18 protein-coding genes are annotated in these 18,508 nt (G+C 70.4%); 8 read left to right on the top strand and 10 right to left on the bottom strand.

Annotated features, from left to right (window positions below; genetic code table 11):
• Positions 1 to 396 precede the first annotated feature (396 nt).
• From AOK17_RS01520 to AOK17_RS01485, 8 genes are all read left to right on the top strand, one after another.
• A complete protein-coding gene (locus AOK17_RS01520; protein ID WP_055610403.1) occupies positions 397 to 1,146 on the top strand; it encodes a response regulator transcription factor in 750 nt (249 codons plus the stop codon).
• Entirely contained in the window at positions 1,133 to 3,211 is a 2,079-nt protein-coding gene (locus AOK17_RS01515; RefSeq protein ID WP_245696978.1) for a sensor histidine kinase, read from the top strand. The genes AOK17_RS01520 and AOK17_RS01515 overlap by 14 nt, the downstream gene beginning before the upstream one ends.
• Positions 3,212 to 3,334: 123 nt before the next feature.
• Positions 3,335 to 3,700: a hypothetical protein gene (locus tag AOK17_RS01510; RefSeq protein WP_055610402.1), complete on the top strand. Its 366-nt coding sequence runs from the start codon at positions 3,335 to 3,337 to the stop codon at positions 3,698 to 3,700.
• Between the two features lie 174 nt (positions 3,701 to 3,874).
• The gene (locus AOK17_RS01505; RefSeq protein ID WP_055610401.1) at positions 3,875 to 4,510 is read left to right on the top strand and encodes a class F sortase; all 636 of its coding nucleotides are present in this window, start codon (positions 3,875 to 3,877) and stop codon (positions 4,508 to 4,510) included.
• Positions 4,511 to 4,659: 149 nt separating this feature from the next.
• Positions 4,660 to 6,978, top strand: a complete 2,319-nt coding sequence (locus AOK17_RS01500; protein WP_055610400.1) for a hypothetical protein — start codon at positions 4,660 to 4,662, stop codon at positions 6,976 to 6,978.
• Positions 6,978 to 8,120: a hypothetical protein gene (locus AOK17_RS01495; RefSeq protein WP_055610399.1), complete on the top strand. Its 1,143-nt coding sequence runs from the start codon at positions 6,978 to 6,980 to the stop codon at positions 8,118 to 8,120. The genes AOK17_RS01500 and AOK17_RS01495 overlap by 1 nt, the downstream gene beginning before the upstream one ends.
• A gap of 17 nt (positions 8,121 to 8,137) precedes the next feature.
• Positions 8,138 to 9,013: a hypothetical protein gene (locus tag AOK17_RS01490; protein WP_055610398.1), complete on the top strand. Its 876-nt coding sequence runs from the start codon at positions 8,138 to 8,140 to the stop codon at positions 9,011 to 9,013.
• Positions 9,014 to 9,036: 23 nt separating this feature from the next.
• Positions 9,037 to 9,477, top strand: a complete 441-nt coding sequence (locus AOK17_RS01485) for a hypothetical protein (RefSeq protein WP_157881263.1) — start codon at positions 9,037 to 9,039, stop codon at positions 9,475 to 9,477.
• Positions 9,478 to 9,484: 7 nt separating this feature from the next.
• On the opposite strand, the gene AOK17_RS01480 is transcribed toward AOK17_RS01485, so the two are convergent.
• The 10 genes from AOK17_RS01480 to AOK17_RS01435 all read right to left on the bottom strand — a co-directional run bounded on the left by AOK17_RS01480 (position 9,485) and on the right by AOK17_RS01435 (position 18,450).
• Positions 9,485 to 9,922 (bottom strand): hypothetical protein, encoded by a 438-nt coding sequence (locus AOK17_RS01480; protein WP_157881262.1) that lies wholly within the window; start codon positions 9,920 to 9,922, stop codon positions 9,485 to 9,487.
• A 295-nt stretch (positions 9,923 to 10,217) separates the two neighbouring features.
• Positions 10,218 to 11,726, bottom strand: a complete 1,509-nt coding sequence (locus AOK17_RS01475; RefSeq protein WP_055610395.1) for a gamma-glutamyltransferase — start codon at positions 11,724 to 11,726, stop codon at positions 10,218 to 10,220.
• 2 nt (positions 11,727 to 11,728) lie between these two features.
• Positions 11,729 to 12,361: a cyclase family protein gene (locus AOK17_RS01470; protein WP_245696977.1), complete on the bottom strand. Its 633-nt coding sequence runs from the start codon at positions 12,359 to 12,361 to the stop codon at positions 11,729 to 11,731.
• Positions 12,358 to 13,209 (bottom strand): creatininase family protein, encoded by an 852-nt coding sequence (locus AOK17_RS01465; RefSeq protein ID WP_055610394.1) that lies wholly within the window; start codon positions 13,207 to 13,209, stop codon positions 12,358 to 12,360. Before AOK17_RS01465 ends, AOK17_RS01470 begins: the two co-directional genes overlap by 4 nt.
• 67 nt (positions 13,210 to 13,276) lie before the next feature.
• Positions 13,277 to 13,759, bottom strand: a complete 483-nt coding sequence (locus AOK17_RS01460) for a cytidine/deoxycytidylate deaminase family protein (protein WP_055610393.1) — start codon at positions 13,757 to 13,759, stop codon at positions 13,277 to 13,279.
• A complete protein-coding gene (locus AOK17_RS01455; protein ID WP_055610392.1) occupies positions 13,756 to 14,520 on the bottom strand; it encodes an amidohydrolase family protein in 765 nt (254 codons plus the stop codon). The genes AOK17_RS01460 and AOK17_RS01455 overlap by 4 nt, the downstream gene beginning before the upstream one ends.
• A gap of 6 nt (positions 14,521 to 14,526) precedes the next feature.
• Positions 14,527 to 15,579, bottom strand: coding sequence for an ABC transporter ATP-binding protein (locus AOK17_RS01450; protein WP_079052729.1), 1,053 nt, complete (start codon positions 15,577 to 15,579; stop codon positions 14,527 to 14,529).
• Positions 15,576 to 16,736 (bottom strand): ABC transporter ATP-binding protein, encoded by a 1,161-nt coding sequence (locus AOK17_RS01445; RefSeq protein WP_245696976.1) that lies wholly within the window; start codon positions 16,734 to 16,736, stop codon positions 15,576 to 15,578. The genes AOK17_RS01450 and AOK17_RS01445 overlap by 4 nt, the downstream gene beginning before the upstream one ends.
• A complete protein-coding gene (locus AOK17_RS01440; protein ID WP_055610391.1) occupies positions 16,733 to 17,434 on the bottom strand; it encodes an alpha/beta hydrolase in 702 nt (233 codons plus the stop codon). The genes AOK17_RS01445 and AOK17_RS01440 overlap by 4 nt, the downstream gene beginning before the upstream one ends.
• Positions 17,435 to 17,439: 5 nt before the next feature.
• On the bottom strand, positions 17,440 to 18,450 hold the full coding sequence (locus AOK17_RS01435; protein WP_055610390.1) for an ABC transporter permease: 1,011 nt from the start codon (positions 18,448 to 18,450) through the stop codon (positions 17,440 to 17,442).
• Positions 18,451 to 18,508: the final 58 nt, after the last annotated feature.

The following is an 18,508-nucleotide window of genomic DNA, read 5'->3' as shown; positions in this document are numbered from 1 at the left end:
TCCTGTGGGTTCGTACGAGGTCCGTACCCGTCCGGGGTGCGCGGCCCGGTCCTCTGTCGGCAGGACGGCCGTGGTCAGCCCACGGACGTGAGGGCCCGCGGCTCGCTCCCCCGCCGGACCGGTCTCCTCGGCGACCTGGCCGACGTGATTGGTCTAGGCAGACATCTCGTCGACGGCGTACGCGTCCGGGCCGGGCCGTCCCGCCCAGGCGAGCATGTGGGCGTACGGGAAGCGGCGCGGGGAGAACGTGCCGACGGTCGGCCGGCGGAGCCTCGCCGCGACCGCGCCGACGCGTCTGACCTCACGACGGTGGCCTGAACTCCCCGCCCGAAAAGGCCACTTACCACCGTCCCCGGCTCCACGCTCGTTACGCTCTCCGGCGTGTGCGCAAACATCATGGTCGCTGAAGACGACACGAAGCAGGCCGAACTGGTGCGCCGTTATCTGGAGCACGAGGGACACACGGTCACGGTGGTGGAGGACGGCCGTACGGCTCTTGAGCAGGTTCGGCACCGGGAGCCCGACCTGCTCGTCCTCGATGTGATGATGCCCCGGGCCGACGGCCTCGACGTGGTACGGATCCTGCGCGCCGAGGGCCGCGAGGTGCTGGTGATGATGCTGACGGCCCGCAGCACCGAGGACGATCTGCTGCTCGGCCTCGACCTCGGTGCCGACGACTACGTGACCAAGCCGTTCAGCCCGCGTGAGCTGGTGGCCAGGGTGCGTACGCTCCTGCGCCGCAACCGGAGCTCCGAGGGGCCGGCCCCCGCCGCCGCTGACCCCACGCCCGGCGCCGCCGGGGACAAGGCGCTGTCGGTGGGCTCGCTCAGAGTCGATCCGGACCGGCACGAGGTGTCGGTCGGCGGTTCGCCGGTCGTGTGCACGCCGGGCGAGTTCCGCATCCTGGCCGCGATGGCGGCGGAGCCCGACCGGGTCTTCACCCGGCAGCGGCTCCTGGAGGAACTGCACGGCTTCGACAAGTACATCAGCGGGCGCACCGTCGACGTACACGTCATGAACCTGCGCAAGAAGATCGAGCGCGCCCCCCGGCGGCCGGACCGGCTGCTCACCGTCTTCGGCGTCGGCTACAAGCTGACGGATCCCGCGAGGACCAACGCGAAGAGCGTGCACCGTGCGTCGTCGTGACGAGCGGGCGCGGCTGCCCCTCCGCAAAAGCCTGCTGGGGCGGCTGCTGACCGTGTCGGCGCTGGTGGCCTCGTGCTCGGTGGCCGCCACCGCCTGGCTCGCCGTGCAGACGACCTCCGGCGCGATCCGCCAGGAGCAGGGCCAGAACCTCAGCGCGGACGCCGAGATCTACAACACCCTGCTGGGGTACGCGGCGACCCACCCGGGCTGGGAGGGCGTCGACGCCACCGTGCGCAAACTGGCCGGGAAGTCCCAGCGCCGGATCGTGCTGACCACCCAGGACAAACGCCCGCTCTTCGACTCCGCCGACGACGCGAACGGCACCTCCGAGGGCTCGTCCGCCGCCCCGCTGCCACCGCAGGCCTCGGCTGTCGTCGACCCGCTGTCCGTCGACACCGTGCTGGTGCCCGACACCGCCTCCGCGGGCGCGGACCGCGTCGATCCACGCGCGGTGGGGCCGTTCCTGCTGCCCGCGCAGGAACGTACGCTCCTGCGGAAGGCCAGCGCCGACAGCGCGGAGTGCCTCGGTACGGCGGGCATCGCCGCGGACATCGTCGAGAGCCCGAGCGGGCGGTCCCGCGTCCAGTTCGTGAGCAGTGAGACCGACCGCTCCATGGAAACGAAGTGCCTGACGTCCTACGCCTCCGGTCCCACGCCGACCGAGAAGAAGGCCCTGCGCGCACTCAACCAACTGACGGACGCCTGTCTGAAGCGGCAGGGCCGCACCGGCGTGAAACTCAACCTGGACCTGTCCTGGGACCGCGGATTCGGGACGGGAGGCACGGACACCGGCATATCGGCCGAGCTTCCCACGACCGGCCTCACCAAGGACGAGGCGGACGCCCAGCAGCGGGCCGCGGAGCAGAAGGCGGTCGAGGAGAAGGCTGCGCTGGCGCGAGCGACCAAGGAACGGGGGACCGACGACGGTCGCCTGCCCCCGGCCCACAGCAGCAAGCACGACCGGGCCATAGCCGCCTGCGTCGGCAGCGCCCGCCGCGAACAGCTCACGTCGTACGTCGCCGCGCCCGCGCTGCTGTTCATCGACAGCACCGACGCCGCCGCCGGCGTGCCCGGTTTCGATCTCTCACCGGCCAACACCGCACGCATCGCCGGGGTCACGGCCCTGGTCCTCGCCCTCACCGTCGGCGCCTCGGTGATCGCCGGAGCCCGGCTCGTACGCCCGTTGCACGCGCTCACCGGCGCCGCCCAGCGGATGCGGGACGGCATGGACTCGGCGCCCGTACCGGTCGGCTCGGACAACGAGATCGGACGGCTGGCGGCGGCCTTCAACGACATGGCCGCACACCGGGCGCGGCTGGAGGAGCAGCGCAAGGTGATGGTCAGCGACGTCGCCCATGAACTGCGTACCCCGCTGAGCAATATCCGTGGCTGGCTGGAGGCGGCACAGGACGGTCTCGCCGAACCGGACCCGGCGTTCGTCTCCTCCCTGCACGAGGAGGCGGTACAGCTTCAGCACATCGTCAACGATCTCCAGGACCTGGGGGCGGCCGACGTGGGCGCGCTGCGCCTGCATGTGGAGCCGGTACGCGTGGACGACCTGCTCGGCCAGGTCGCCGCGGCACACCAGGGGCTGGCCGAGACCGCGGGTGTCACCCTTGCGGTCTCCGCGACGCCGCCCGACGCCCCTCGGCCGCCGCTGCTCGACGCCGACCCCGTACGGCTGCGGCAGGCCATGAGCAACCTGGTCTCCAACGCCGTACGCCACACACCGTCCGGTGGCCTGGTGACCCTGCGCTCGTACGTCACCGGTTCCGGGGACGAGGTGGCGGTGGAGGTGTCCGACACCGGCAGCGGCATCCCCGCGGACGACGTCCCCCATGTGTTCGACCGATTCTGGCGGGCGGAGAAGTCCCGCAACCGGAGCACCGGCGGCAGCGGCCTCGGTCTGGCGATCGTCCTCAAGCTCGCCGAGGCCCACGGCGGCACGGCGAGCGTGGTGAGTACGGAGGGTCAGGGCTCGGTCTTCACCCTGTGGCTGCCGGTCACGCGGGACGGGGCAGCCTCCACCGAGCCGGGGCCCGGGGAGACCCCTGGTCAGCCCTGATGCGATGACCATGAGCTTCTGACAGCTTCTTCACAAGTGGGCGCAAGTGTTGGGCCATGCCCGGAACCTGGTGCGGCTCGCCAACCAGGTACCACCAAGGCCGGGCTGGAACTGGAGCGATACATGTCCCGCCATCTCACCCTGCGTCTCGCCGTTCTGACCGCCGTCGCGACCGGCGCGATGCTCGTCCCGGTCGGCGCGGCCGTCGCCGACGACCCGACCCCCACGCCGAGCGCGGCCACGGGAGAAGACAAGACCGCGGCCGAAAAGAAGGCCGAGGACGCCAAGAAGGCGAAGGAGCTCGAAGCCAGGAAGGCCAAGGCCGGCAAGGACCTTCCGAAGGGCGGCGTCGCCGCGGGCGAGGCCCCGGCCGGCAACTCCGGCACCGGCACCACGACCCTCGTCGGTTCGGCCACCGGCGCTCTGCTGCTCGCGGGCGCCGGCACCATCGTCCTGCGCCGCCGCGCCGCGGGACGCCACAACGGCTGACGCCAGGCACAGCCCCACCGGGCACAACAGTGGCGCCGCCCGTCTCCGGGCGGCGCCACCGCGTATGCGCCCGGTCCCGTAAGTCGTTCAGGTCCTTTTGTTTCAGGTCCATTCGTTCAGGTCCTCTGCGTCAGGTCCTCTGTTTCTGCTCTTGGTTCTGTTTTGGAGTCCGTCGTGTCACCTGCACCCCGTCCGGTACGGCGCTTCGGCACCCTGCCGGCCCTTGCCCGGCTCACCCTCGTCGTACCCGTGGTCCTCGCCGTGCTCACCGGCTGTGCGTCGGACGCCGACAAGCCTGCCCCGGCCTCTCCGAACACCCCTGCTGCCGCCGGTACGGCCTCGCCCGGCGCTCCGGAGGCCACAGAGTCGGCCGTCCCTACCGAAGTGGCCATCCCCTCGATCGGGATCACCAGTTCCCTGATGGAGCTCGGTCGCAACAAGGACGGGACCGTGGAGGTCCCCCCGGCCGAGAAGGGCATGACCGCCGGCTGGTACATCGGCGGCTCCGTGCCCGGTGAGGTCGGTCCCGCCGTGATCATCGGCCACAACGACACCCGCTTCGGCAAGGCCGTCTTCCACGATCTCAAGAAGATCACCAAGGGCGCGGACATCACCGTCACCAACGACCGCGGCGAATCGGCGCACTTCACGGTCACGGACACCGAGAGCGTCAGCAAGAACTCGTTCCCCACCGAGAAGGTCTACGGCCCGACGAAGGACCGCGCCCTGCGACTGGTCACCTGCGACGGCGACTTCGACGCCGATGGCCACCCGGTGAACAACCTCATCGTCTATGCCACGTCGACCTGAACCGAAAGTAGTTGTTCCAGTTCGTGCGGTAATCACAGAACGCCGGGCAAGGGCACGGCCACACCGGTACGGTGCCTGCCAGATGGGGAGTGACGCACCTATCTCGGCCTCGGCGGGATGAATGGTGCCACTGTGCGACTGGGGGACAAATGTCGAACATTTCGACGGCTATCGACGCGCTGCTGCAAGCCCGGCTGCGGCAGTTACCCGAAGTGCAGAGCGAAAGCGAGCGCTGGCACACGCTCGGCGAACACCTCGCCGAATTGGACGACGCGCTCGCCGATCTGCGGGTGCACACGACCATGGACGCCGAATTGATGACGTCCCTGACACTTCCTCAGCTGACCGAGATCCAGCTGGCCGTCGGGCAAGCGGCGGACTCGTTCAGAGTGATCGCCTCCCGCTTCACCCGGACGACGGTCAACATCGGTGTGAGCGGCGCCGCGCGCATGGGCAAGAGCACTCTGCTGCAGTCGGTCTCGGGCCTCGACGACAACCAGATTCCCACCGGTCACGGCATCCCCGTCACCGCGGTCCGCAGCCGGATCTTCCACTCGCCCACGGTACGGCGGGCCGAGTTGGAGATGCACAGCCCGGAAAGCTTCCTCACGGCGGTGATCTCCCCGCTGCACGCGGCGCTCGACCTCTCCCCCGCACCGCGTACGGTCGCCGAATTCCGCGACTGGGTCTACCCGGAAGCCCTCCCCGACACCCGGCACAGGGTGCTGCTGACGCGGCTGCGTGAACTCCAGAGTGCCCTGATGTCGTACGAGCCGTTGCTGACCGGCGGCGTCAAGACAGTGCCGCTGGAGGAGGTGCGGCCGTTCGTCGCGTATCCGACGCACGAGGAGATCTCCAAGGCGGGCGAGCGGGTGGGGCGCGCCTATGCGGCTGTGCGCGAGGCCCGCATCGAGTGCGCCTTCCCTCATGAGCATGTGGCCAGGATCGGCATCGTGGACCTGCCGGGGCTCGGGGAGGTGGTCGCGGACGCCGAGCGGCGGCATGTGGCGGGTCTGCGCAACGAGGTCGACGCGGTGCTGGTGGTCAAGCGTTCGTCCGACACCTCCTCGTTCTTCGACGAGACGGACACCGCCGGACTCGGCCTCCTCGACGAGGTCCGGGGATTCGTGCGCAGCACCGGGGAGTTCGCCTACCTGGTGCACAACACCGATCCGGACAAGCCCCACCTCGCGGAGAACCTCCGCGGCGACCTGTTGCGCAATGTCAACGGGGGCGAACCGGACCGCTTCTTCACCGTCTTCGAGACCGACGTACGCGACCCGGAGCGGGTCGGCCGGGAGGTGCTCGGCCCCCTGCTGAAGCGGATGGCCGAGGGCCTGCCCGTCATGGACGCCGAGGTGCTCGCCGGCACCCGCAGCCAGGCCTCGTCCGTACGGGACCGTACGCGCCTGCAACTCACCGATCTGCGTCGGGCACTCGACCAGGTGGCCCGGCGGGCCGGGGTTCCGGAGGAAGTCAACGAGGCCAAGGCCGCGCAGTTGCGCAGCACCATCGCCAGGCGGTTGCGTGTGCTGGTCGGCGAACTGGCCGCGGAGGCGCACGGCTCGGTGCTGGATCAGGGCTTCGGCGAGGCCGTCGAGAAGGCGTACGAGGACGTACTCGGCTGGATCCAGGACGGCTTCGGCAAGGGCGCGGACACCTGGAAGGAGGAGGCGCTGACCTGCATGATCACCGAAGGCCACGCGGCAGCGTTCGCAGGGCCCGAGTTCAGCAGGATCCGGGTCGAGATCAGCCGCCGGTTCGCGGCGCTGGACGACTTCTTCACAGCACGTCTCACCGCCGCCTGGGACCGCACGGCCGCGCTCCTCGCGGCCGAGTGCGGAGCGCTCTTCCAAGACGACGACAGCGGGCAGGAGGACAGTGCCTCCGGCTCCGACGACGCCACCGCCACGGCCACCGCCACACCCTCCGCCCGGTCCGGACGTGACGTCCTCGCCGAGTTGGCCGAACTGTTCGCCTCTTCCTCCCAGCCGTGCCCGGGCCTTGCCTCCGCGGTCAACAGTCTGCTGGACGTACGGCTGGAGTACCGCACCCTGCTCTACCCCCGGGTACGCCCCGACCTCGCCCCGCTGAACCTCCAGGTCACGCATCCCGACACGGGCGAGCAGATGCAGCAGGTGGCGGTCCCCCTGACCGCGGAGGGCGCCGAGCACCTCCACGAGCTGTTCAACAGCCTTGCCGAGCAGGCGGCGTTCCGGATCCAGAGGTCACTGTCCCAGGAAGCCGCGGTGCCCGCGGTTGTCATCCACGCGCTGGTGGAGCAGTTCGAGGACACCCTGATCCGGTCCGGCACCTCGGTCATGGAGTTCCGGCGGTTCGTCCGTTCGTACCGCAACGACCTGTGGCCCGCGGAGTTCAAGGGAATCGACGAGGCCAACAGCCGCTTCGCACGCGTGCTCCGCGTCACGCAGGACATCTCCAAGGCACTTGAGGAGGGGCAGCGGTGATGGACGAGCGTTCTGTCTTCGAGTACAAGATCGGCCTGCTGGCCCCCAGCCGCGTGGGCAAGAGCACGCTGATCGCGAGCCTGCTCACCGAGGGCCAGCAGCAGTTGGCCCAGGACTCCTCGGTACACCTGCTCACCGCGGACCGGCCCACCAAGAACCGGCTGGGCGCCACCTACAACCTGGTCTCCGGGGCGCTGAAGGCCCGGATGTTCGAGCCGGGAGTCGTGCCCAGTACCAGCGATCCTTCCTGGTTCCGCCTGCTGCTCGAAGCGCGGGGACAGGACCTTCAGATCCGGTTCGACATGCTCGACTACCCGGGGGCGTGGCTGGAAGGAGCCGGCGAAGGCACCGAGGACGAGCAGAAGTGGAACGAGTGCGAAGCGTTCCTCGCCGACAGCTCCGTGCTCATCGTCCCGATCGACTCGGTGCTGCTCATGGACTCCGGTGACGAAAACGCGCATCTGCTCGCCTCGCATCTCTCCGTGTTCCAGATCAACCAGGCCGTACTCAGGTGGGCGAAGAACCGGCGGGAGCTGTCCGGTGAGCCCGCGATGATCGTGTTCTGTCCGGTCAAGTGCGAGACGTATCTGTCGGACAGCGGCAGTCTCCAGGATCACGCGGGTGCGCTGCGGGACAAGGTGGTCGACCAGTTCAGCGACGTACTCAAGACGGTCCGGGACGCGGCCCCGCACGCGGCGGTCCGCTACCTCCCGATCGACACCTTCGGCTGTGTGGAGCTCGTCTCGGCCCGCTGGATCCGTGCCCAGGGATCTCCCGGCGGCAAGATGCTCATGCCCAAGTACCGGGTCCGCCCACCGGGCCGGATCGTCCGGAAGGGACTGGACGACCTGCTCACCCTGCTGTGCCGGCAACTCATCGACACGGCACGGGCGCAGAGCGAGCGGGCGACGGCCTCAAGGCAGACGGCCGCCCTGCATTCCCGAAGCTACGCGGAGTTGAGGGAGGGCTTCTTCCGCGATCTGTGGCTGAACTTCAACGGCGAACGCGACCGTCGCAGGCACGCCGCAGCCTCCGACGAGAGGCTGTTCGCCATGTCGCAGCAGACCACTCAGTCGCTCTTCGACGTGCTCACCGCCCTGGCCGGGCGCGAGAGCGGGCCCCGTCTGCACCACCTGAGCTGACCGCCGAAGGGACTACAGTGCACGTCTATCTTCGAACCCGGGGTGCGCCGCGCAAACTGGACTACGCCTTCCTCGGCGCCGCACCGGGAAGCCGCTGGTGGGACACGTACTCGGAGCTCACCGCCACGGAACGGCCCTGTCTGCTCGCCGTGACGTCGAAGGACCGCTGGCGAGTGCTGATCAGCGGGGTGCCCTCCGCCCGGACCGACTCCGTGGGCACGCTTGTCTATTACACCCTGGTCCTCGACGGCTCTCCCTGTCCGTCCGGAACGACGGGGACCGGGCAGGACCGGGCCACGGTGCTGGCGCTCGCGTCACGTTGGCTGGACGACATCACCCGTCACCCCGAGGGCCGCGGGGTGCTGTCCGAGCTCCTGGACAGCCTGTGTTCCAGCGCCGAGGTGGACCGGCTGCTGGCCGCCCGCAACTCGGAGCTCACCGCCGAGCGAGCGGAGCTCACCACCCGGCTCGCCACGGCGCTGGCATCCCTGAGCCCCGTCCCGTCCGCGCAGGACACCGGCGGCCCTTCTCCCGTTCTGCTCGCGGAGCGCTGGATCGCCGGACGGACGGCACCGGGCGCCGACGCGGCCTTCCTCGCCCGGCTGTCCTCGCTGCTGTCCGGGGAGGACGGACAGGCACACCTGCTCAACCTGGTCTCGTCCGCCGAAGACATCACCACACTGCCCGAGAAGTCGGGGCCACTGGCCGTACTCATCGAGGGCGGCATGGTCGGTGACTCCGCGATGCCGGCCGAGGCCCTTCCCGGGCTTACTTCGGAGGTCGTCACCAGTGCCCCAAAAGCACGGTGGCGGGCAGCGGTGGTTCCCACAGTGCTGACCGCCCTGATCCTGCTGCTGGTGGGCCTGGCGCTGATCGCCGGCAACTGGACCTGACCAAACCGTTTCTGGTTCAGGGCATGAAACGCTTCCACAGCCCGGAAGGACCCCAGGTGCAGGTCTCGGTCGAACTCCGCGCACCGAGACGGCGTCTGACGTTCTTTTCCACGGCCTCCTGGCAAAAGGAGTGGCTGGAGCCGGATTCCCTGATGGCCTTCCACTGTGAATTCGTCACGGACGAAGCACGGACCGGGCCGCCCGTCCGAGCCCTCCTTTCCGCCCGGCTGACCGTCGGATGGGCCCGAATACTCAAATTGGAAACGGCCCGCTACGACTTCCGGGGTGTGGAGGACCTCGACTTCGCCGTTTCCTTGGATGGCGAGACGGTGTACGAGGCGTACGGCGCCCGGCCAATGGTGGAGGACAAGGGGCTGACTTTCAGGGACGAGACCGGTTGCTGGAGCACGATCCGCCCGATAATTCCAGCCCTCAAGAAGGCAGTGCGCGACGAGAATCCCTAACAGCAGGTCAGCGTGCAGAACGATAGGGCTCATCATCCAGGGCCGCTCGCGCGGAGCCGGTGAAATCCTTCAACCGTGCTCTGGCTTCGAGCACATGCGCGGCGTGTCTGTCTCTCCATGCTCCGGTCCCGGCTCCGCGCGCGCTGTCGGCGTGCCAGGAGAAGAGATCGGCCAGGGCAACACCGAGGGCCGTCATCAGAGCGTCCGCGGCCTCGACGACCGCCGTGGACCCCTCCACCGCCACAGTGGAGGCGGCACGGCGGGCGGCGCTCACCAGGTTCTCGGCAGCCCTCATGCGCTCCATCGCCTCTTCGAGGTGCCCGGGACCCGCCTCGCTCAGCACGGTCCAAGCGCTCCGCAGGCCTTCCTCGGCCGCCACCGCCTCGGTGATCAACGCGCTGTACGCGGCCTGGCGAACCTCCCGGCGCCATCGATGGTGCTCCAAGTAGGCCTGTGACCTCACCTGCCAACGAGTCGACCAAGCTGCCACAACCGCCGCGACCGTTGTCCCCGCGACGCCGACCGACGAGCCCAGGATTGCCGCCACCCCTGCATCCACCCGTCCAATTCTGGGGCCACCGGACCGAGCACACCAGGCGTTCACAACAGCTGACGGAAACAGGGACGCCGTGCTGCAGCGCGAGCGCCAAGTGGCGCTCGGGTCCGGCGACTTGCGCCCGTCGCTCGTGTCCGTGCCAGTGCCAGTGCCAGTGCCAGTGCCAGTGCGGAACTGCGACAGCTCATCGGCGTACCCGGCTAACAAGGATCGCCGCGGTCCCGTCCGCCCTCGGGTCGCTCGCCGCGTCGGTCTTGCCCGCGCGCAGGCGTGCCGTCTGTACATGGCCGGCCTCGTCGTGCGGTCCTGCCGTCCGGGCGACCTCAAGGCCCAGACGGTCCGCGACGGTGGTCAGGTGGTCCGCGTCAGGGGTTCCGGGTTCGAGGAGGAGGGTGGGGTGCGGACGGTTCAGGTCGCGGGAGCCGATGACCCAGCGGGGGCGGGCGAGCAGGGCTTTCGGGTCCGGGGCGTCGAGAAGTTCCTCGGCGACCTGCGACAGGATCCAGGCCTGGGCCCTGCCTCCCTGACAGCCGAGCGCCACCACTCGCCCCGGGGCGGTGGCAAGTGCCGGGCACAGGGTGTGCGGGGGCCGCGCCCCGGGCCGCAGCGCCCCGGGGTGCGCCGGGTCCAGGCTGAACGCCGAGCCACGACTGTGGAGCACTACTCCTGTGGCCGGGTCGGCGATACCTGATCCAAAGCTCTGGAACACGCTCTGGATCAGAGCCACCGCGTTGCCCTCGTCGTCGACGGCGGTGACGGCCACCGTGTCCCCGGCGGGTCTGGGGCCGGAGGGCAGTGCGGTGATGTCCCGCCCCGCGCGCAGCAGCAGGCCGTCGAGGTCCACGCCACCCGACCGGGGATCGCCGAGGAGCGCGTCCCGGCTCAACTCCGCCTGCCGGGCGGCGACAAGGCGGTCGCTCCCACGTCCGAGTACGGCCAGCAGTGACGCTCCCTGACTGGGTGGCGGGGCCGCCCACCAAGTCACGCCGTTCCCGGTCGTCGTGCTCAACGGGGCGGTGTTCTCCGCCCGGTGGCCGGCGAAGTCCGCCGCGTCGAGCAGGCTGCCGCGTTCCCGCAGACCCGCGACCAGGCGCCGGGAGGTCGGCCCGGTGTAGAAGTGGCGCCAGTCGTCGGAGAGTTCCTCCAAGGTCGCGGCGAGTGCAGGCTGGAGGAGGGTGGTTCCGACGGACAGTGGTTCTCCTGCCTTGTCCAGCAGCAGCGCAGACAGCCCCGGGTCGGCCCGTACGACGTCGAGGCGGTGGTGGATCGCCCGTGCCAGGCCCTCGCTCACCGGGACTCCGGCATCGGCCAGGGCGATGGCCGGGGCGAGGCTGCGGGCGAGCGGCAACCGCGCCCCGAGACGGGCGAGTTCCGCCCACCCGGCGACCACTCCCGGGACCGTCACCGTGTGCGGGCCGCCGGGCGGCATCCGGTCCCCCGCCGCCCGCAGCGGCGCCGGGTCGGTGGCCGCCGCCGCGGCTCCTGCCGAGAGCACCGCGCGGACAGTGCCGTGCGCGCCGTCACGGACCAGGGCGACGAGGTCTCCGCCGATGGAGCACTGGTGCGGATAGGCCACCGTGAGGGCGGCAGCGGCGGCGAGTGCGGCGTCGATCAGGCCGCCGCCGTCGGCGGTCACCTGGCGCGCTGCCTCGATGGCCGCGGGATGGGGTGCGGCGATGGCGATCGTGGCCACGGTCAGTCCCGGGTGGTGAGAATGGCACGGGCGAAGGAGCCGTCGGCGCCGACCAGTTTGGTGGGCAGGCAGGTCAAGTCGTACGTCCCGGCGGGGACTTGGTCGAGGTCCGCGTTCTCCAGGATGAGCACGCCGGCGCCCAGCAGGGAGTGGTGGACGTCCCAGGTGTCGGTGCGGTGGTGGCTCTCGATGGTGAGGTAGTCGATGCCGACGAGTTCGACCTCGTGCTCGATCAGCCAGTCGGCCGCCTTCGGGGAGAGGCCCACCCACTGCGGGGCGCGCTCGGTCTCCTTGAGGGGGCCCGCGGAGTTGGAGGTCTTGAGCAGGACGCGGGTGTGTCCGGCCGCCCCACCTTCTTCCAGGTGGTGCGGTTCCACGTCGCCCTCGACATGGGTGAGGTCGATGACCAGGGCGGGCCCGACCAGCGAGTACAGGGACACCTCGTCGATGGGGGTGGCGCCGTCGCGGAAGTGGGCGGGCGCGTCGACGTGCGTGCCGGTGTGGGCGCCGAGCCGCCAGCGCGTGACGTTGGAGGCGTCGCCGTTGGAGAGGGACTCGACGATCTCCACCTCGGGCTTGCGTCCCCAGTGCAGCATCTCGGGGTGGATGGGCAGGGTGATGTCGTAGATCTTCACGCGGTCGCTCCAGGACGGTGGGTCGGGTCGGGCCAGGGTTCGCGTACGGCGGCCGACACGGCTCGGGCGGTCGTGAGCAGGCAGCGGTCGAACTCCTTCTCGCCGTGCTTGGCGTCGGCGTCGGCGACGTCACGACCCCAGACGCCGGTCTCGCTGACCTGGTCCATCCGGTAGTCCCAGAAGGAGTCCACGTCGATGTGCGAGGTGGCCTTGTCCATCCGTACGAGCTCGGGGTGGAGGTGGAGCATGACCGAGGTCTCGAAGAAGTTGGCGTGCATCAGGGCCCGGCCGTACTGGACATGCCCGTCGACCTCGGGGCCGGGGTACATCGTCACGTAGCCCAGGGCCCGTACGCGGGCGTCGCGGTGGCGCACCCGGAGCTTCTCCGCGGACACGTCGAGCGCGCCGTTGTTCCAGATGTGCCCGTTGAGCAGGATGAACTGCCGTACTCCGGAGGCGTACAGGGAGTCGATGACGTCCTCCACCACGGCGATCAGCGTTTCCGGGCGCAGCGCCACCGTGCCGCCGAAGTCGCCGTGGGAGGCGGAGACGCCGAAGCTCAGCGGTGGCACCACCGGTACGCCGGTGAGGGCGGAGACGCCGAGGGCGACGGCACGGCAGATGAGGGTGTCGACGGCCAACGGCAGGTGGGGACCGTGCTGTTCGGTGGCGCCGACGGGGATGATCACGGCGTTCTGTGCGGTCGCGGTGGTCTCCGCCTGCTGCCAGGTCAGTTCCTCCCATCGCACCGGGACCCCGGATCCGCCCAGTTCGGCGGCGAGTGCGGGAACGTCCAGGCCGGTGGGGACGGGCGGCTGTCCGGGGAGCCCGGGGACGGCTGGTGTCATGGTGCTTCCTTCTCTGCTGAGGTCACAGTGCTTGCTTCGTCCGGACTGCCGGGTTCGCGGCCGGGGTTCACCATGCGCGCCGGCTCTTGTCCGGCAGCAGGTCGAGGGCCCGGACCGGGACAACCTCGTTCTCCTCGACCGTGGTGATCCAGACCGTCGCGTCCGGGCTGTAGTCGCTGATCAGTTCCCGGCACACCCCGCACGGCGCGATCACCCGGAACCGTCCGGCGGGCTTGATCTGGACGGAGACGACCGAGGTGACCTCCAGCGGCCGTTCGCCGGGGTACGCCCCGCGGGCCGCTCCCAGGGCGACGCCCTCGGCGCAGATGGAGCTGCGCCGGCAGGAGCCTTCCAGGTGGACCCCGGTGTGCACGGCGCCGTCGGCCGTACGTACCGCGGACGCGACCTCGTGCCGGCCGTCGCGCCAGACGCGGGCCAGCAACTCCTGTGCCATGGTGAGCAGTTCGGCGTCGTCGTCGCTCATGGACGCGGGGACGGCGACGCGCGCGATGGCGGTGGTGGGCGCCGTGCCGGAAGGCGCGGCACTCATTCGGTGATCCCGAGCAGACGGGCCATGTTGCCGCCCTCGACGAGCGCACGGTCCTTCTCGTCCGGTATCGCCTTCGCGATCTTCATGCGCTCCAGGTCGAAGTCGGAGCCGGGCCACTCGCTGCCCATGAGGATCTTCTCCGGCCCCAGTCGGGCGTAGGCGCGCTTCACGTCGCTCATCAGCGTCGCCGAGGTCTCCAGGTACACGTGGGGCTGCCGCTCGGCGACGATGATCGCTTCGGGAACGTTCCACACCGCGCCCATGTGGGCGATGACCGTGGGGACTCGGGGGTGGTCGCGGGCGATCTCCTCGATGGCCAGCGGGGCGCAGAAGGAGTCGTCCAGTGCGTTGATCAGGACCATCAGTCCGCGCCGCGCGCATGCTTCGAACAGCGGGTCCAGCAGGCCGTGGTCGGCGACGTGGTAGCCGTGCAGGCTCGGGTGGAGCTTGAGGCCCACCAGGCCGGCGTCGGCCATGCGGTCGATCTCCTCGATGGCGTCGTCCGCCTGCGGGAGGACCTGCCCGAAACCGAAGAAGCGGTCGGGGTGGGCGGCGACCAGGGAGCTGATGAAGTCGTTCTCGATGCGCTGGGCGAGCGAGCAGACCATGGCCATGTCGACGTCGGCGGCGTCCATCCGGTCCAGGATGCGCCGGGGTTCGAACGGGGTGTACGGCGGCGGCGCCTGACCCTTGCGGACGCCGGTGAGGTAGTCCGAGCGTCCCCGGACGTCCTGGGTGGTGTTGTACGCGTCGATGATCACGCGGGATCAGCCTTTCTCGGTGGAGCCGGGCACCAGGGGCAGGTGGCAGCGCACCGTGCGGCCGGGTGCGATGGTCCGCAGTTCCGGCATGCGGGTACGGCACTGGTCCTCGGCGAAGGGGCAGCGGGTCCGGAACAGACAGCCCTCCGGCGGGTTCGCGGGATCGGGCAGTTCGCCCTCCAGGACCCGCCGTTCGCGCCGCCCACCGGGGCGCAGGGACGGAACCGAGGACAGCAGCGCTTCGGAGTAGGGGTGGGCGGGGCCGGAGAAGAAGTCGTCCCGGGACGCGACCTCGATGATCTGGCCCAGGTACATGACGGCCACGCGGTCGGCGATGTGCCGTACGACGCCCAGGTCGTGGGAGATGAACAGCATGGTCAGGCCGCGCTCGCGGACCATGTCGGAGAGCAGGTTCAGTATCTGCGCCTGGATGGAGACGTCCAGTGCGGAGACCGCCTCGTCCGCCACGACGAATTTCGGCGAGGATGCCAGTGCCCGGGCGATGCCGATGCGCTGGCGCTGGCCTCCGGAGAACTCGTGCGGCTTGCGCCGGCCCGCCTCGGCGCCGAGGCCCACCTGGTCCAGCAGCTCCGCCACGACCGGCCCGGCTTCGGCCCGGCTCGCGCCGCGCGCCCGCCGGAGCGGTTCGGCGACGATGTCGGCGATCCTGCGCCGGGGGTTGAGCGAGCCGAACGGGTCCTGGAACACCATCTGCAGGTCGGCGCGGGTGCGCCGCAGCCGGGTGCCCCTGAGCCGGGTGATGTTCAGGCCCAGGAAGTCGATGGTGCCGGACGCCGGCTCGATCACCCGCAGCAGGGCCCGGCCCAGGGTGGACTTCCCGCATCCCGACTCACCGACCAGGCCCAGCGTCTCGCCTTCGAGGATCTCCAGGTCGACATCGCGCAGCGCGCGGACCCTGCCGCCGCCCGAGCGTCCGCGGTACTCGACACGCAGCTTCTCGGCCCGGATGAGCGGCGTCCCGCGCGGCGCCGGAGGTGTTGGCGGTGTCGGGCCGGAGGCCGCGGTGGCAGATGCGGATGCGGCCGGTGGCGAGGTCATGAGTGCCCCTTCTCGTTGCGTACCGGATGCCGTTCCGCCTCGTCGCGTGCCGGATACCCTTCCGTCCGCACCGGCAGCGGGTCCGGGTCCGGACCCAAGTCCCGGTCCGAGTCGGCATCTCGCGCCGTCTGGCGTACGGATCCGGTCAGGACGCAGGCGTCGAGGTGGCCGGGTTCGCCGTGGCGGTGGCGCAGTTCGGGCTGCTGTGCGCACGCGTCGTGCGCAAAGGCGCAGCGGGCGGCGAACGCGCATCCGCTGGGGCGGTCCACACCGGTCAGCGGGCTGCCGGGGATGGCGGGCAGCCGGTCGGCGACCGGTCCGTCGATCGGCGGCACCGAGCCCAACAGGCCGATGGTGTAGGGGTGTTGGGGGTTGAACAGCACCTCGTCGCGCAAGCCCTGCTCGACGATGCGGCCGGTGTACATCACGGCGACGCGGTCGGCGACCTCGGCGACGACTCCCAGGTCGTGGGTGATCAGGAGGACGGCGGTGCCGTGGTCGGCGGCGGCCTGCTGGAGCACGGAGAGGACCTGTGCCTGGATGGTCACGTCAAGTGCCGTGGTGGGTTCGTCGGCGATCAGGACGGCGGGGTCGTTGGCCAGGCCCATGGCGATCATCACGCGCTGGCGCATGCCGCCCGACAACTGGTGGGGCAGGGCGCGGGCGTTGGCACGGGGGTTGGCGATGCCGACCTCGCCGAGCAGGTCCACGGCCCGGTCCATGGCCGTCGCGTACGGCATCCGGCTGTGGGCACGCATCATCTCGGTGACCTGGGCGCCGACCCGGTGCAGCGGGTTGAGTGCGGCCAGGGCGTCCTGGAAGACGACGGCGATGTCCTTGCCCCGTACCGAACGCAGTTCACGCTCGGACGCCTCGGCGAGGTTGCGGCCGCCGAAGGCCACCTCGCCGCTGATGTGCGTGCGCGGGCCCCGGTTGAGGCCGACCAGGCTCATGGACAGCGCGGACTTGCCCGAGCCGGACTCGCCGACCAGCGCGAGGATCTCGCCCTGGCGCAGGGTCAGGTCCACGCCCGCGACGGCCGGGAGCCGGCCCGAGGGGACGTCGAACCCGACCCGCAGCCCGCGGACGTCCAAGACCACGGGCGGCTCCGCGGCGGGGCTCCCCTGTCCGAGCGCGGCGGCCGTCGACCCGCTCACGACGTGCCGCTCACTGCCGTGGCGGCGGTGTGGATCAGGTCGGCCACCCGTCGCGGGTGCACGAGCGTCGTGTAGTGGCTGCCGGGGACGTGCTCGGTGACGGCCCCCATACGGGCGGCCATGTCGCGCTGCGCGTCCGGGCGCAGGGTGCGGTCGTCGTCGGCGACCAGATACCAGGAGGGCAGGGTGCCCCAGGCCGGCTTTCCGGTCGGCTGGGTGAAGATGAGGTTCTCCGCCTTGCGTCCCTCGGCCTCGACGACGGCCCGTTGCGCGGGCGACAGGTCGGGGCCGATCTCGGCCCAGAACTCCTCGCTCGCCTCCGACTTCCACTCCCCGTTCGGGCCGCGCCGCATGTACGCGGAGATCTCCGCGGGCTCGTAGCGTTCGACGATGCCGTTGACGGTCTCGCCCTCGTCGGGGCCGAAGGCCGCGATGTAGACCAGGCCGCGGACGGCGGGGTGCCGGCCGACGTTGGTGATGACCGCGCCCCCGTAGGAGTGCCCGACGAGGAGCAGCGGTCCGTCCGTCTCCTGAATGAACTCCTCGACGGCGGCGCCGGTGTGGGCCACGTCCTCGTCGAGAGAGGTCAGGGGGTTGGTGACGGCGACCGTCCGGTGTCCCCGGGCGGCGAGCAGGGGCTGGACCTCCGACCATGTGGTGGGCCGTCCGCCCGCTCCGTGGACCAGCACGATGTCCATGCGGCTCAGCCTTTCCGTATGCGTGGATCGAGGATCATGTAGAGCATGTCCACGGCGTAGTTGACGAGGACGAACAGCAGGGCGATGGCGAGCGCGGCTCCTTGCACGACGGGGTAGTCGCGCTGGAGGACGCCCTGCACCAGCAGCCGGCCGACGCCGCCGTAGGAGAAGACGGTCTCGGTGATCACGGAGCCGCCCAGCAGGGACCCGAACTGCAGGCCGAGGACCGTGACGATCGGCAGCCAGGAGTTGCGCAGGACATGGCGGCGGATCACCGCGGACTCCGTGAGCCCCTTCATCCGGGCGGTCCTGACGAAGTCGTCGCCGAGGACGTCCAGAACGGAGGCGCGCACGATACGGGTGATGTAACCGGCCATGGACAGCGCCAGGGTGGTGGCGGGCAGGATCAGGTGCTGGATCCAGGGGCCGACCAGTTCGAAGCGGTTCTGCAGGATCGCGTCGAGGAGGACGAAATTGGTCGTGGGGTGGTAGTCGAGCGAGCTCGGCAGCCGTCCCAGCACCGGCAGCCAGCGCAGCCAGACGCCGAAGACGACGATGGCGATCACTCCGAGCGCGAACCAGGGCAGGGAGAAGCTGACGGTCGCCACGGTCCGGGTCGTGGTGTCGATCCAGGTGCCCTTGCGCAGCGCGGCGATCACCCCGGTGACCACGCCCAGGAGGACGGCCACGGTCATTGCCGCCAGGGTCAGTTCGATGGTGCCCGGAAGGGCGTCGCCCAGCAGGCTCAGGACGCTGTTGGACCCGAAGAACGACTCGCCGAAGCGCAGATGCACCAGGTTGTCGAGGTAGGTGCCGTACTGGGTGAGCAGCGGCTGGTCGAGGCCGAGCGCCTTGCTGGCCCGGGCCTCGTTCTGCGCTATCTCCTCGGCTGTGAGGTTCGTTCCGCCGCCCGCCAGGGAGGCGGTGGGCGAGCCGGGCAGCAGGCGCATCGCGATGAACACCAGGGTGGCCAGGGCGAACAGGACGACCGGGATGCCGAGGAGCCTGCGGAACATGGCCCACAGGGCGTCGACCCGTTCCGACCGGGGGCGGTGCGGGCGCCGTATACGCGGC

It is taken from the genome of Streptomyces phaeochromogenes (genome assembly GCF_001418655.1).
GTDB lineage: Bacteria > Actinomycetota > Actinomycetes > Streptomycetales > Streptomycetaceae > Streptomyces > Streptomyces phaeochromogenes.
This window is presented reverse-complemented; position numbering and strand designations above follow the sequence as displayed.

Coding starts and splice junctions, on each gene's coding strand:
- AOK17_RS01520 (WP_055610403.1), top strand. CDS start 397: ATGGTCGCTGAAGACGACACGAAGCAGGCCGAACTGGTGCGCCGTTAT.
- AOK17_RS01435 (WP_055610390.1), bottom strand. CDS start 18,450: ATGTTCCGCAGGCTCCTCGGCATCCCGGTCGTCCTGTTCGCCCTGGCC.
- AOK17_RS01440 (WP_055610391.1), bottom strand. CDS start 17,434: ATGGACATCGTGCTGGTCCACGGAGCGGGCGGACGGCCCACCACATGG.
- AOK17_RS01510 (WP_055610402.1), top strand. CDS start 3,335: ATGTCCCGCCATCTCACCCTGCGTCTCGCCGTTCTGACCGCCGTCGCG.
- AOK17_RS01500 (WP_055610400.1), top strand. CDS start 4,660: ATGTCGAACATTTCGACGGCTATCGACGCGCTGCTGCAAGCCCGGCTG.
- AOK17_RS01465 (WP_055610394.1), bottom strand. CDS start 13,209: ATGACACCAGCCGTCCCCGGGCTCCCCGGACAGCCGCCCGTCCCCACC.
- AOK17_RS01485 (WP_157881263.1), top strand. CDS start 9,037: ATGAAACGCTTCCACAGCCCGGAAGGACCCCAGGTGCAGGTCTCGGTC.
- AOK17_RS01460 (WP_055610393.1), bottom strand. CDS start 13,759: ATGAGTGCCGCGCCTTCCGGCACGGCGCCCACCACCGCCATCGCGCGC.
- AOK17_RS01495 (WP_055610399.1), top strand. CDS start 6,978: ATGGACGAGCGTTCTGTCTTCGAGTACAAGATCGGCCTGCTGGCCCCC.
- AOK17_RS01450 (WP_079052729.1), bottom strand. CDS start 15,579: ATGACCTCGCCACCGGCCGCATCCGCATCTGCCACCGCGGCCTCCGGC.